This window comes from Arthrobacter terrae (genome assembly GCF_015708085.1).
Lineage (GTDB): Bacteria > Actinomycetota > Actinomycetes > Actinomycetales > Micrococcaceae > Arthrobacter_M > Arthrobacter_M terrae.
Window position 1 is genome coordinate 63,771 of sequence record NZ_JADNYM010000011.1, and the last position, 12,776, is coordinate 76,546.

Sequence of the window (12,776 nt, forward strand, 5' to 3'; positions counted from 1 at the left end):
GAAGAATGTTGCTGTTTTCATGCCCCAACTGCGGGCCGCGTGACGAGACCGAGTTCCATTATGGCGGCCAGGCGCACGTGCCCTATCCGAAAGATGCGGATGCGCTGACCGATAAGGAATGGTCTGAGTTCTTGTTCTACCGTGACAACACCCGCGGCGACTTTGCCGAGCGCTGGGTCCACAGCACCGGCTGCCGGCAATGGTTCAACATGCTGCGGGATACCGTCAGCTACGACATAAAGGCCGTCTACCCGATGGGTGACAGCCGCCCCGATCAGCCGCCGGCCGACGCCGCGCAGACCCAGCAGAAAGGACAGCAGTCATGACTACCCAGACCCCCAGCCAGCCTTTCCGGATCGGCCACGGCGGCCGTATTGACCGCAGCATCACCTGGCGCTTCAGCGTTGACGGTACCGAATTCACCGGTCATCCAGGGGACACGCTGGCATCGGCGCTACTGGCCAACGGGCAGCTTTCGGCCGGCAACTCCCTCTATGCGGACCGGCCCCGCGGCATCATGTCCGCTGGCGTGGAGGAGGCCAATGCACTGGTCAAGATCGCCGGCCGCTTCAAGGGCCACGCGGATGAATCCATGCTTCCGGCCACGGTGGTGTCCCTGGTGGACGGCCTGCAGGCTCAATACCTGCAGGGCCGCGGCCAGCTGGATCCAGCCGGGGACGAGGCTGTCTACGACAAGAAATACGTGCACACCGACGTGCTCGTTGTCGGTGCCGGCCCCGCGGGCCTGGCTGCGGCACGGGAGGCCGTCCGCACGGGGGCGCGGGTGATCCTGCTCGATGATCAGGGGGAGCCGGGCGGCAGCCTGCTGTCCGGGCGCGACGAGACGGTGCAGGGTGCGCCGGCTATGAGCTGGGTCCAGGATGTGGAAACCGAGCTGATTTCCGCCCCGGAGTGCACCGTGCTCAACCGCACGACAGCCTTTGGATCCTATGACAGTAATTACGTTCTGGCGGTGCAGAACCGCACCGACCATCTGAGCACACCGGCAGCCGACGGCGTGTCCCGGCAGCGCATCTGGCACATCCGTGCCCGTCAGGTGATCCTGGCGACAGGCGCGCATGAGCGTCCGCTCGTGTTCGAAAACAATGACCGCCCGGGCATCATGCTCGCCTCCGCCGTCCGCAGCTATCTGAACCGCTATGCCGTTGCCGCAGGTTCACGGGTGGTGGTTTCCACTACCAACGATTCCGCCTATGATCTGGTGGCTGACCTGCACGCAGCCGGGATTGCCGTGGCAGCGGTCGTGGATGCCCGGCCGGAACCTTCCGCACGCGCCCTTGACGCCGCTGCCAGCGCGCAGGTGCGCATCATCAATGCCGCTGCTGTGGTTAATACGGAGGGCGACGGCGGCGGACGGCTCAGCGGTGTCACTGTCAGTGCGATCGAGGAGGACGGCACGCCGTTCGGGGACACCGAGCACTTTGACGCCGATGTGCTGGCGGTGTCCGGCGGCTGGTCGCCGGTGGTGCATCTGCACAGCCAGCGGCAGGGCAAGCTGCGCTGGGACGATGAGCTGGTTGGTTTCGTACCCTCCTCCGTGGTGGCGAACCAACAGGTAATCGGCGCCGGACGAGGCAGCTACCTTCTGGCGGATTGTGTCGCGGAAGGACTGTCCGCAGGCGCGGTTGCCGCCGTCGCCGTCGGGTTTGCCACCCGTGCCGCCGTCGATGCCGCAACGGCGGCATCCGCCCGGCCACCGCAACCGGCCGTTGCGCAGGGCACCACCCGCGCGCTCTGGCTGGTCGGCGGACTGCAGGGGACGCCGTCGGACTGGCACCAGCATTTTGTCGACCTGCAGCGGGACCAGACCGTGGCCGACGTGCTGCGCTCAACCGGAGCGGGCATGCGCTCGGTCGAACATATAAAGCGCTACACCTCCATCAGCACCGCAAACGATCAGGGTAAAACTTCCGGCGTCAACGCCATCGGCGTCATCGCCGCAGCCCTCGGGTTGGGCAGCTGCGCCGGTGCTGGTATTGGGGAGATCGGGACTACCACGTACCGGGCGCCGTTTACGCCGGTCGCGTTTGCCGCGCTCGCCGGACGGCAGCGCGGGGAACTGTTTGACCCCGCACGCGTCACATCGGTTCAGCCCTGGCACGTGGCACACGGGGCTGAATTTGAGGACGTCGGCCAGTGGAAACGTCCCTGGTACTACCCGCAGGCCGGGGAGGACATGGACGCCGCGGTACTGCGCGAATGCGCGGCCACGCGCAATTCCGTGGGCTATATGGACGCCACCACGCTGGGCAAGATTGAGATCCGCGGCAAGGACGCCGGGGAGTTCCTGAACCGCATTTACACCAACGCCTTTAAAAAGCTCAAGCCGGGCCTGGCCCGCTACGGAGTGATGTGCATGGCGGATGGCATGATCCTGGACGATGGCGTGACCCTTCGCCTCGACGAGGACCGCTACTTCATGACCACCACTACCGGCGGTGCGGCACGGATCCTGGACTGGCTGGAGGAGTGGCTGCAAACCGAATGGCCCGAGCTTGACGTGTACTGCACCTCGGTGACGGAGCAGTGGACGACCATCGCCGTCGTCGGGCCTAAATCCCGGGCCGTGCTGGCCAAGCTGGCTCCGGAGCTGGAGCTGGGCACCGCCGAAAACTCCGAGGCGTTCCCATTCATGGCGTTCCGTGAAACCACGCTCTCCACCGGCGTAGCGGCACGGGTCTGCCGGATTTCGTTCTCCGGGGAACTGGCGTATGAGATTAATGTTCCGGCCTGGTACGGACTGAATACTTGGGAGGCTGTGACGGCGGCCGGCGCGGAATTCAACATCACTCCTTATGGGACGGAGACGATGCACGTTCTGCGTGCGGAAAAGGGTTTCCCGATTGTTGGGCAGGACACCGACGGCACGGTCAGCCCGCAGGATGCCGGCATGGACTGGGTGGTGTCCAAGGTCAAGGACTTCATTGGCAAGCGCTCGTACTCCCGCGCGGAATCGAATCGGGCGGACCGCAAACACCTGGTCAGTGTACTGCCCGTGGATGGGTCGATCCGGCTTCCGGAAGGGACACAACTGGTGGAGAAGGGGGTGCCGATGACACCGGCTTATGGGCCGGTTCCGATGCAGGGCTTCGTTACCTCCAGTTACCACAGTGCGGCGCTGGGCAGGTCGTTTGGTCTGGCGCTGATCAAGAACGGGCGCAATCGGATCGGCGAGGAAATGGTGGCCTCGGTGGGAGACACTTTGGTGGACGTTGTGGTTGCGGAAACAGTACTTTTTGATCCAGAAGGGAAGCGTAAAGATGGCACAGACAGCTGAGCGGGAGAACGCCGTGATTCGGGGGCTGCGCCGCAGTCCCGCGGTGCATTTGGCCGAGGACTTTACCCGAGGATCGGTCAGCGGTGTGCAGGGTGTGACCTTGCGTGAAGTGCCGTTTCTGACCATGATCGGTGTCCGGGCCGCGCACGGCTCTGCGGTGTGGGACCGGCTTGGCGCGGTCGTCGGGGGCCTGCCCGAGCGTTATGGCCAGGTCACCGGATACACTGCCGCAGGCGGGGCCGGGGACAGTGCCGGGGGTGCGCCCGGGACAGCGCAAGGGGTGAGCGTGTTGTGGTTGGGCCCGGAGGAGTTCCTGGTCATTGCCCCCGATGCGCCGGACGCACTCGACGGCGGAACGTTCGATGGCGGCGCGGCCGATGGCGGCGCGGCCGATGGCGGTGCGGGCGGTGTTTCGCTGCTGAGCGGGCTGCTGGCTGCGCTGGCCGGAGACCCCGGTCAGGTGGTTGATCTCTCCTCCAACAGAACGACCTTTGAACTCGCCGGTCCCAGCGCCCGCGCGGTGCTCGAAAAGAGTTGTGCGCTGGACCTGCACCCGCGTGAGTTCACGGTGGGGACCGCCGTCAATACGCAGATTGGCCTGATCCCGGCCGTCCTATGGAGGGTGGACGATGACGCTTTCCGGATCTTCCCGAGGGCTTCCTTTGCCGATTTCCTGGGACGTTGGCTGCTGGACGGCATGCGCGAGTTTGCCGCCGTCGAGGTGCACTGATGGCGCTGAGCGTGCTGGATCTGTTTTCTATTGGCATCGGGCCTTCCTCATCCCACACGGTCGGCCCGATGCGGGCGGCCAAGCGGTTTGCGGACGGGCTGGCTGCTGGTACTGAGCTGGGGCGGACGGTGCGTGTCCAGGCGGAGCTATTCGGTTCCCTGGGCGCCACCGGACGCGGCCACGGTTCGGACAAGGCTGTGGTGCTGGGGCTGCTGGGGCAGGACCCCGAAACCGTTGACACCGCGACGGCCGATGACCAGGTAGCCGCTGCGGCATTGGACGCACGGCTCCTGGTGGCCGGCACCCATGCGGTGGACTTCGATTTTGACACCGATGTGCTGCTGCACCGGCGCAAATCGCTGCCGGCCCATCCCAACGGGATGACCTTCCGGGCCATGGATCATGCCGGCGAGGTGCTGCGCGAGCGGACGTATTACTCTGTGGGCGGCGGGTTCGTGGTGGATGAGGAAGCGGCAGGCGCAGACCGCATCGTTACTGACAGCACAGTGTTGCCTTATCCCTTCACCACAGGAGCCCAACTGCTGGCACTGTGCGCCGGGAACAATATGTCCATCAGCGACGTGATGCTGGCGAACGAACTTACTTGGCGTACCGAGGCCGAACTACGCACGGAGCTGCTGAACATCTGGGCGGTCATGCGTGAATGTGTGGACAACGGCTGCGCCAGTGAAGGAATTCTCCCCGGCGGGTTAAAGGTGACCCGCCGGGCCCCGGGGCTGTTCCGCACGCTGCAGGCGCCGGAGAATGCCGAGGATCCGCTGCGGGCGATGGAATGGGTTAACCTTTTTGCGCTGGCGGTCAACGAGGAAAACGCTGCGGGGGGCCGGATTGTCACTGCACCTACGAACGGTGCTGCGGGCATCATCCCGGCAGTCCTGCACTATTACATGAAGTTTGTCCCCGGGGCCGGTGAGGACGGCGTGGTGCGGTTCCTGCTGACGGCAGCCGCCGTCGGCATCCTGTTCAAGATCAACGCTTCCATTTCCGGTGCCGAGGTGGGCTGCCAAGGCGAGGTGGGTTCGGCCTGCTCGATGGCGGCCGGCGCTTTATGCGAACTGCTTGGCGGGACTCCCGTTCAGGCGGAGAATGCCGCCGAAATCGGCATCGAACATAATCTTGGCTTGACCTGTGATCCGGTCGGCGGTCTGGTGCAGATCCCGTGCATCGAGCGCAATGCCATTGCCAGCGTCAAGGCCATCAACGCTGCCAGACTGGCGCTGCACGGTGACGGCAGCCAGAAGGTTTCGCTGGACAAAGCGATTAAGACCATGCGGGACACCGGGGCTGACATGATGACCAAGTACAAGGAAACCTCCCGTGGCGGCCTCGCCGTGAACGTGATCGAGTGTTAGGCGATGGATATGAAGGAAACTGACCACCACAAGGCTTCCCCGAACAGTATGGAAGCCGGCAGGGTGGAACACGTCCTCACTCTGGATTGCGCAGAGGCGCCCGGTATTGTCCACGCCGTTTCAGGTTTCCTGCTCGAGCAAGGCTGCGACATCCTCGATAACCATCAGTTCGGCGAGCGCACCCAAGGGCACTTCTTTATGCGTGTGCACTTCAGCTCCGTCGGGGATGCCGGCACCGTAGCGTTGTTGCGCGAGGCCTTTGCGCCAGTGGCCCGTCAGTGGGCTATGGACTGGCAACTGCGCGAGCACGGGGCTAAACGCAAAGTGCTGATCATGGTGTCCAAATTCGGGCACTGCCTCAATGATCTGCTGTTCCGGGCGCGCAGCGGAGAACTGCCGGTGGACATTGTCGCGGTGGTTTCCAACCATACCGACCATCAGGGACTGGTGGAGTGGCACGGCATCCCGTTCCACCATGTCCCCGTGACGGCTGCGACCAAGCCGGCGGCGGAAGCCCGGCTGCTGGAGCTGATCGATGCGCATGAGGCGGAACTGGTGGTGCTGGCCCGCTACATGCAGGTGCTCAGCGATTCATTGACCCGACAGCTCGATGGCCGCGCTATCAACATCCATCATTCCTTCCTGCCCAGCTTCAAGGGGGCCAAGCCGTATCACCAGGCGTATGCCCGCGGTGTGAAGACCGTGGGCGCGACGGCACACTATGTGAACAGCGAGCTGGATGAGGGACCGATCATCGCCCAGCAGGTCGTCGAGGTGGATCATACCTACGGGCCCGCCGATCTGGTCGCCGCCGGCCGTGACACCGAATGCAAGGCGCTGAGTAATGCCGTCAAGTGGCATTGCGAGGGACGCGTCATCCTGCAGGGCAACCGGACTGTGGTGCTGCGGTAAACCGCGCCATCGAAGCGATCCTGCCGGGTAACCGATTGAGGTGCCTAGCCCAATACGCTGCCGAAGAGCAGACCGAGCAGGTAGGTCGCCGCTGCGGCGCCCAAGCCGATGGCCAGCTGCCGCAGACCTCGGCTGAGCGGGGATGTCCCGGAGAGCAGACCAACGACGCCGCCGGTGCCCATCAGCACCAACCCCACCAGTACGCACGCCAACGCAAGCGCAGGAATGCCTGTCATGCCGAACAGGAACGGCAGGATCGGCACGATGGCTCCCGAGGCGAAGAAACAAAAGCTCGAGATGGCCGCGCTCCAGGCCGTGCCGAGAGTTTCGTGCTCGTCTGTTTCTGCGACAGACTCGGGCTGCAGGGACAGGCTGGGATCGCAATCGCAGCCGGCCAGTCCCATTCGTTCCGCTACGCGGTGTTCCGCCGCCTCCCGCGACATGCCGCGTGCCAGGTAGACCAGGAGCAGCTCGTTGTGCTCGAGGTCCAAGGATGCTGCCGCGGAAAGCGTAATTTGGGTGGGACGGGATGCGCTGAGCAGTTCACGCTGGGACTGCACGGAGATGAATTCCCCAGCGCCCATGGACAGCGCCCCCGCGAGCAGCCCGGCCAACCCGCTGAACAGAACCACATGACTTCCGACCCCTGATGCCGCCATCCCCATCACCAGGGAGAGGTTGCTGACCAGACCGTCGTTGGCGCCGAAGACGGCGGCTCGGAACGAGCCGGAAAGTCGATTGCGGCCGCGGGTCGCCAAACCTCGAACTACTTCTTCATGGATCTGCTCGTCGGCGGCCATATTAGCGGTGGCGTCAGCATCCGAGGCGTAGGGGGAGCGTGATTCCGCGCGCTGGGCCAAGGCCAACACAAAAACTGAGCCGAAGCGGCGGGCCAGCAGCCCAACAAGCCGGTTCCGCCTGGACGGTCGGCGCAGGGTGCCTGAGTGCTCGCCGAGAAGCCCAAGCCAGTGCTTTTCGTGACGGCCTTCTGCCTGCGCCAAGGCCAGCAGGATCTCGCGCTCCTCGCCCGTCCGGCGGCGGGCCAGATCGCGGTACACGGTGGCTTCGGCGCGTTCGTCCGCCAAATACTGGCGCCAGCGTTTGACGTCCTGGGGTGTAGGGGTGCGTTCCGGCACGGTGAATCTCTCCTTGGGTCACCCAACTTTAGCGAAACCCGCGGCGGATTTCCGGCCGGTTACCCTGCCCCGAAAGTTTAGGTGGACCGCAACACCGAACTGTCGGAGTCTCGGCAGCGCCTCATCAGTCCCTTAGGCTCACCTGATCTCTCCAACGACGGGACCTTAATGAACACGTGCTTGAAAAAGGTTTCCAGTGCGCAACATCTGTTGCTGTGCACGCTAAACTCTGGTATTCGTTACAGTCAACCCTGTAGTTGCTGAAGGTTGGATATGAAAGCTCTCCCGGTAGAACCCAGCGCCGCCCCTTTAGCCATTGGGTCCAGGCTCCGGGCTGCGCGGCAGGGCCAGCGGCTGACGATCGACCACGTGGCCCAGGCGACGGGGCTGACCAAGGGTTTCCTCAGCAGAGTGGAGCGTGATTTGACGTCGCCCAGCGTCTCGTCACTGCTGACCCTGTGCCAGGTCTTGTCCGTCTCGATCGGGGACCTTTTTGCCGTTCCTCAGACGCATCTGGTCCGGCGTGAGGAGGGTCCGCGGATTTCGCTCGGCGGCGAAGGGATCGTGGAGCGGCTGCTGACTGCCCGCTCCGAACGAAGGGTGCAGATCCTGCATGCGGAAATTGAGCCGCACGGCAGCGGTGAGTCCGAGCTGTATGCGGTCGACTGCGACGTTGACGTGCTGCACATTATCCGTGGCAGTCTGACACTGATCATGACCAGCACCAGCTATGACCTCGAGGAGGGGGATACCTTGTCTTTTTCCGGCCGCGAACCGCACAGCTGGGTCAATCACACTGATCTGCCGGTCACCGCGCTCTTCGTTCTCGCCCCCGCCGCCTCCGGCAACTAACAACGCCACGCAGGCTGCGTGCGCACTCTGCCCGCCGCCGTCGTCTCTCCCAACTGAGTAGCAGCACCTGCACGCAAAACGCGGAATGCGTGCCGTAAGTGCTACCTAGTTGGGAGGGGGCGGGACCGTATTGCCTCAGAAGTAACGTTTGGTGCTTATAAGGCAACAGTGGATGTAGCATGGTGCACGGCAGGCGGATATCGCTGCCGACTATTTCCGGCACATGAGAGTGTCCCTGAGTTTCGAAGATGAGGCGTCCATGGAAGAACTGCGCATTGCGGCCAACGGCAACATCGGGCCCATTGATTCGTCCCGAATTCCCCGCTACGCCGGGGCCGCAACCTTCGCCCGCTTGCCCAGGCTGGATCAGGTCGGCAATGCGGGCGTAGCCGTCGTCGGCATCCCGTTCGATTCGGGCGTGTCATACCGCCCGGGTGCGCGCTTCGGTGCAACGGCGGTCCGGGAGGCTTCCCGGCTGCTGCGCCCGTACAACCCCGCCATGGACATTTCACCGTTCGAGAATATCCAGGTTGCCGATGCCGGGGACATGGCGGTGAACCCCTTCAATATCAACGAGGCTATTGAAACCATCCAGCAGAACGCACTGGATCTGACGTCCGACGGCGCCAGGCTGGTTACGCTCGGCGGTGACCACACGGTGGCCTTGCCGTTGTTGCGCGCGGCCGCTGAGCGTGCCGGGCAGCCGGTGGCGATGCTGCACTTCGACGCGCATTTGGACACCTGGGATACGTATTTCGGCGCGGAGTACACCCATGGGACGCCGTTCCGCCGTGCGGTGGAGGAGGGCCTGTTGGACACCGACGCCATCAGCCATGTCGGGACCCGCGGGCCGTTGTACGGCAAGAAGGATTTGGCGGATGACAGGCGCTTTGGCTTCGGAATTCTTACCTCAGCGGACGTGCTGCGCCAAGGCCTGGACGAGGTTATCCATAAACTCCGTGACCGGATCGGCACCAGACCGCTGTACGTATCCGTCGATATCGACGTTCTGGATCCGGCCCATGCGCCGGGGACAGGGACGCCGGAGGCGGGTGGTCTGACCAGCCGGGAACTGCTGGAAATACTGCGCGGACTGCGCGGACTTGATCTGATCGGCGCCGACGTTGTGGAAGTGGCGCCGGCTTATGATCATGCAGAAATAACCGCGGTGGCTGCCAGCCACGTCGCGTACGACCTGGTTTCCCTGATGAGTGACAATCTGATGAGTGACAATCTGATGAGTGACAAGCTGGCCGGTGACAAGCTGACGGCAGAGCGCGAAACCGATGGCGGTACGTCTGCACCTGTAAAAAAGGCAGCCAAATGACGCATCAGACGGCAGAGCACTCGACGGCAGTGGCGCTGCGCAATGGCGGGGATTTGGTCGTTGAGACGTTGGCCGCGCTGGGCGCCAGAACCGTTTTTGGCATCCCGGGCCAGCACGCGCTGGGTCTGTTTGACGCGTTGAGCCGTTCCCCGCTGCATTTTGTCTCCTCCCGGGTGGAAAACAATGCGGCCTTTGCCGCGGACGGATATTCGCGTGCCACCGGCGAGGTGGGCGTACTGTTCCTTTCCACCGGTCCGGGCGCGCTGACGGCCCTGGCCGGGCTGCAGGAAGCCAACGCCACCGGCGTGCCGATGATCGTCGTCGCGAGCCAGATCCCGCTGGAGGGACTGGGCGCCCGACGCAAGGGGATGCTGCACCAGCTCGACGATCAGAAGGCCTCAGCCGCGAACGTCACCAAGAGCCAGCGGCTGATTCAGCATGCCTCCGGGATCCCCTCCGCGATCCAGGATGCCTGGACGGAGGCGGTGTCCTCACCGCAGGGACCGGTCTGGCTGGAAATCCCGCAAAACGTGCTGCTGGACAAGATCATGGTGCCGCGAGTAGAAGATGCGCTCGCCGAACCATTCGATAATCCGCCGCGCGTGGAACTCATCAGGGAAGCCGTCAGCTGGCTTTCGGCCGCGCAACGTCCGGTGATCGTGGCCGGCGGCGGCACACGCCGCGGGAAGGCGGAGCCGTGGTTGCTCTCCATTGCGGAAAAACTGAACGCCCCGGTGGTCTGCTCACCCGGCGGTAACGGGGCTTTCCCCTGGGACCACGAGCTCTCGCTTCAGGCTTGGGTGGAGGACCGCCACGTCACCGAAGTCCTTGAGGACGCAGACGTGCTGATCGTGGTGGGCTCCTCGCTCGGTGAAGTCACCTCCAACTACTTCACACTCACCCCGCGCGGCCGGATCATCCAGATCGATGCCGAGCCGCGCGTGCTCGAATCCAACCGTCCGGCGCTGGGCATCAGGGCCGACGCCGGGCAGGCCCTGCGGGCTCTGGACAGCGCCCTCAATGATGCCCTTTCCGGCGCCGGCGGCAACGGTGCGCACTGGCACGCAAAGACGCCGCAGGAGCTGGTGAAGGAGACGCTCGCCAAGGTCCAAGCGCGCCTGGACGAGCAGGATCTGGGGCTGGAGCGGACGTTCATGGCGGACATCCGTTCGGCCGTCCCCGATGACATGCAGACATTCTGGGATATGACCATCGCGGCATACTGGGGCTGGAGCTGCTGGGATGCACGGGAGGGTGAATTCCACTCCGCTCAAGGCGCCGGCGGCCTGGGCTATGGCTACCCGGCGGCGATTGGCGGCGCGTTGGGCCTGCAGTTCCAGGGCAAGGCGGATAGGGTGCTGGCGGTTTCCGGTGACGGCTCGTCGATGTATTCGATTGCGGAGCTGGCCACGGCGCGGCAGCACAATGCGCCCGTGACGTGGTTGATTGTCGACGACGGCGGTTATGGAATTCTGCGCGAATACATGGTTGACGCGTTTGGCAAGGCCACGCACACCGAATTGGCCCGGCCGGACTTTGTAAAGTTGGCGGAATCATTTGGTGTGCCGGCTCGGCGGGTCGCGCCGGCGGATGTCGGGGACGCGCTGAAGGCGGCGTTTGCCGGTGATGGCCCAAACGTCGTCGTCGTTGACACTCTGCTGAAAATGTTCGGTCCCACGCACCTGGGGATCTAGGGATCGGTCTCGAGGAAGGCAACCAGCCGGGACTCCAGCACGGAAGTGTCCTTCAGCTCGCATTCCCAAAGCACCAGCACCCGCCAGCCCGTGGCGCGAAGGGTCCCGAGCTGGCGGGCATCGCGTTCCACCGTGCGGCGGCGCTTGTCCGCCCAGAATTCCACGTTGCTCTGTGGCGCATGCTGGCCCGCTGCGCAGCTGTGCGTATGCCAGAAACAGCCATTGACGAATATGACCTTCCGGCGCGCGGCGAAGACCAGATCCGGACGTCCGGGCAGGCGTTCGGACCGGTAGCGGCCATGCAGCCGGTAACGGTAGCCTGCGTGGTGCAGCAGCCGGCGCACCAGCAGTTCGGGTTTGGTGTCCTGTCCCCTGATCCGGGACATGTTGGCACTGCGCTGGGCTTTAGTGATGCGCTCCGCCATGCCTATCCTCACCTGCCCTTCGGGACGCAGGCACTGGTTTATTCAACGGTTTGACCGTACCGCAACTGCATGAGAGCCGGCACGAACTGCGGTGCATCCGAGCCGGCACGAACTGCGGTGCATCCGAGCCGGCACGGCAGGCGTTGCGCCGATCCGGCTGGTGTCCGCGCGCCGGCCGCTCCGTCAGCGGCTCTCCCGCCGGGCATGGCCCCGCGGGCGGGAATAAGACCTTGACCGCACCGGTTAAGCCTGGTGGATGCGAACGTATATGGTTTGCCGAACCTCAGAGGAACAGCGCAATGCAACGCAAGATCGTCGTCATCTCGGCCGGGTTATCCGTACCGTCCTCCACCCGGATGCTCGCCGATCAGCTCTCCCATGCCACCTCCCGCCAGCTGGCGGTCCTGGGCATCGATGCGGAGATTACCGTGGTCGAACTGCGTGATCTCGCCGTCGATATTGCGCAAAATTTTGTTACCGGATTTGCGCCGCCGGCGCTTGCCGCCGCTATCGCGCAGGTCACGGACGCGGACGGGTTGATTGCCGTAACACCGGTGTTCAGCGCATCCTACAGCGGCTTGTTCAGATCGTTCTTTGACCTGCTCGATCCAAAGGCCTTAGTGGGGATGCCGGTAATCAGCGGGGCCACCGGTGGCAGCACTCGGCATTCCTTGGTGCTGGATTTCGCGGTGCGTCCGCTGTTGAGCTACTTCCGTGCCCGGACCATGCCCACCGCCGTCTACGCCGCTCCGGAAGACTGGGGAGCCGGGGATCCGCTCGTGGCTGGGGGAAAGGCCGTAGCGGGACTGGATGTCCGAGTGAACCAGGCAGCTAAGGAACTCGCCGCCGCCATGGGCGAGGGTCTCATGAGCCTGCCGACGGAAATCACTGCGCACGGCCTCGGATCAGATGACTTGCCGACGGCCCGCAACGTACAGCGGGCACGGCATGAGGCGGAAATGACGCAGTCACTGCCGTTTGAGCAGCTGCTGGCGCAGATTTCCCCACGCTAGACGGCGGGGCATTTTC

11 protein-coding genes are annotated in these 12,776 nt (G+C 64.2%); 9 read left to right on the plus strand and 2 right to left on the minus strand.

The genetic code is table 11. The annotated features are described in order from the left end of the window. Positions 1-5: 5 nt before the first annotated feature. The 5 genes from IV500_RS10020 to purU are packed head-to-tail and all read left to right on the plus strand — an operon-like array spanning position 6 to position 6,313. Positions 6-326 carry a sarcosine oxidase subunit delta gene (locus IV500_RS10020; protein WP_196396665.1) on the plus strand — a complete coding sequence of 107 codons (321 nt, stop codon included), beginning with the start codon at positions 6-8 and terminating at the stop codon, positions 324-326. Then, positions 323-3,298: a 2Fe-2S iron-sulfur cluster-binding protein gene (locus tag IV500_RS10025; RefSeq protein ID WP_196396666.1), complete on the plus strand. Its 2,976-nt coding sequence runs from the start codon at positions 323-325 to the stop codon at positions 3,296-3,298. Before IV500_RS10020 ends, IV500_RS10025 begins: the two co-directional genes overlap by 4 nt. Next, positions 3,282-4,028: a sarcosine oxidase subunit gamma gene (locus IV500_RS10030; RefSeq protein WP_196396667.1), complete on the plus strand. Its 747-nt coding sequence runs from the start codon at positions 3,282-3,284 to the stop codon at positions 4,026-4,028. The genes IV500_RS10025 and IV500_RS10030 overlap by 17 nt, the downstream gene beginning before the upstream one ends. Continuing rightward, on the plus strand, positions 4,028-5,401 hold the full coding sequence (locus IV500_RS10035) for an L-serine ammonia-lyase (protein ID WP_196396668.1): 1,374 nt from the start codon (positions 4,028-4,030) through the stop codon (positions 5,399-5,401). Before IV500_RS10030 ends, IV500_RS10035 begins: the two co-directional genes overlap by 1 nt. Positions 5,402-5,410: 9 nt before the next feature. Continuing rightward, positions 5,411-6,313 carry a formyltetrahydrofolate deformylase gene (gene purU, locus IV500_RS10040; RefSeq protein WP_230854781.1) on the plus strand — a complete coding sequence of 301 codons (903 nt, stop codon included), beginning with the start codon at positions 5,411-5,413 and terminating at the stop codon, positions 6,311-6,313. 44 nt (positions 6,314-6,357) lie between these two features. Here the strand turns inward: purU and IV500_RS10045 are convergent, their stop codons facing one another. Then, a complete protein-coding gene (locus IV500_RS10045) occupies positions 6,358-7,449 on the minus strand; it encodes a VIT1/CCC1 transporter family protein (RefSeq protein ID WP_196396669.1) in 1,092 nt (363 codons plus the stop codon). Between the two features lie 273 nt (positions 7,450-7,722). On the opposite strand from IV500_RS10045, the gene IV500_RS10050 reads away from it, so the two are divergent. The 3 genes from IV500_RS10050 (at position 7,723) to IV500_RS10060 (ending at position 11,322) form a co-directional block, all read left to right on the plus strand. Then, positions 7,723-8,301: a helix-turn-helix domain-containing protein gene (locus tag IV500_RS10050; protein ID WP_196396670.1), complete on the plus strand. Its 579-nt coding sequence runs from the start codon at positions 7,723-7,725 to the stop codon at positions 8,299-8,301. Positions 8,302-8,560: 259 nt separating this feature from the next. Then, positions 8,561-9,628: an agmatinase gene (gene speB / locus IV500_RS10055; protein WP_196396740.1), complete on the plus strand. Its 1,068-nt coding sequence runs from the start codon at positions 8,561-8,563 to the stop codon at positions 9,626-9,628. After that, positions 9,625-11,322 carry a thiamine pyrophosphate-binding protein gene (locus IV500_RS10060; protein WP_196396671.1) on the plus strand — a complete coding sequence of 566 codons (1,698 nt, stop codon included), beginning with the start codon at positions 9,625-9,627 and terminating at the stop codon, positions 11,320-11,322. The genes speB and IV500_RS10060 overlap by 4 nt, the downstream gene beginning before the upstream one ends. Here IV500_RS10060 and IV500_RS10065 read toward each other — a convergent pair. Continuing rightward, on the minus strand, positions 11,319-11,747 hold the full coding sequence (locus IV500_RS10065; protein ID WP_196396672.1) for a very short patch repair endonuclease: 429 nt from the start codon (positions 11,745-11,747) through the stop codon (positions 11,319-11,321). The two genes, IV500_RS10060 and IV500_RS10065, sit on opposite strands and share 4 nt — an antisense overlap. Positions 11,748-12,046: 299 nt before the next feature. On the opposite strand from IV500_RS10065, the gene IV500_RS10070 reads away from it, so the two are divergent. Next, a complete protein-coding gene (locus tag IV500_RS10070; RefSeq protein WP_196396673.1) occupies positions 12,047-12,760 on the plus strand; it encodes a CE1759 family FMN reductase in 714 nt (237 codons plus the stop codon). Positions 12,761-12,776 lie beyond the last annotated feature (16 nt).

Coding starts and splice junctions, on each gene's coding strand:
- IV500_RS10050 (WP_196396670.1), top strand. CDS start 7,723: ATGAAAGCTCTCCCGGTAGAACCCAGCGCCGCCCCTTTAGCCATTGGG.
- IV500_RS10030 (WP_196396667.1), top strand. CDS start 3,282: ATGGCACAGACAGCTGAGCGGGAGAACGCCGTGATTCGGGGGCTGCGC.
- IV500_RS10070 (WP_196396673.1), top strand. CDS start 12,047: ATGCAACGCAAGATCGTCGTCATCTCGGCCGGGTTATCCGTACCGTCC.
- IV500_RS10025 (WP_196396666.1), top strand. CDS start 323: ATGACTACCCAGACCCCCAGCCAGCCTTTCCGGATCGGCCACGGCGGC.
- IV500_RS10060 (WP_196396671.1), top strand. CDS start 9,625: ATGACGCATCAGACGGCAGAGCACTCGACGGCAGTGGCGCTGCGCAAT.
- purU (WP_230854781.1), top strand. CDS start 5,411: ATGAAGGAAACTGACCACCACAAGGCTTCCCCGAACAGTATGGAAGCC.
- IV500_RS10065 (WP_196396672.1), bottom strand. CDS start 11,747: ATGGCGGAGCGCATCACTAAAGCCCAGCGCAGTGCCAACATGTCCCGG.
- IV500_RS10035 (WP_196396668.1), top strand. CDS start 4,028: ATGGCGCTGAGCGTGCTGGATCTGTTTTCTATTGGCATCGGGCCTTCC.
- speB (WP_196396740.1), top strand. CDS start 8,561: ATGGAAGAACTGCGCATTGCGGCCAACGGCAACATCGGGCCCATTGAT.
- IV500_RS10020 (WP_196396665.1), top strand. CDS start 6: ATGTTGCTGTTTTCATGCCCCAACTGCGGGCCGCGTGACGAGACCGAG.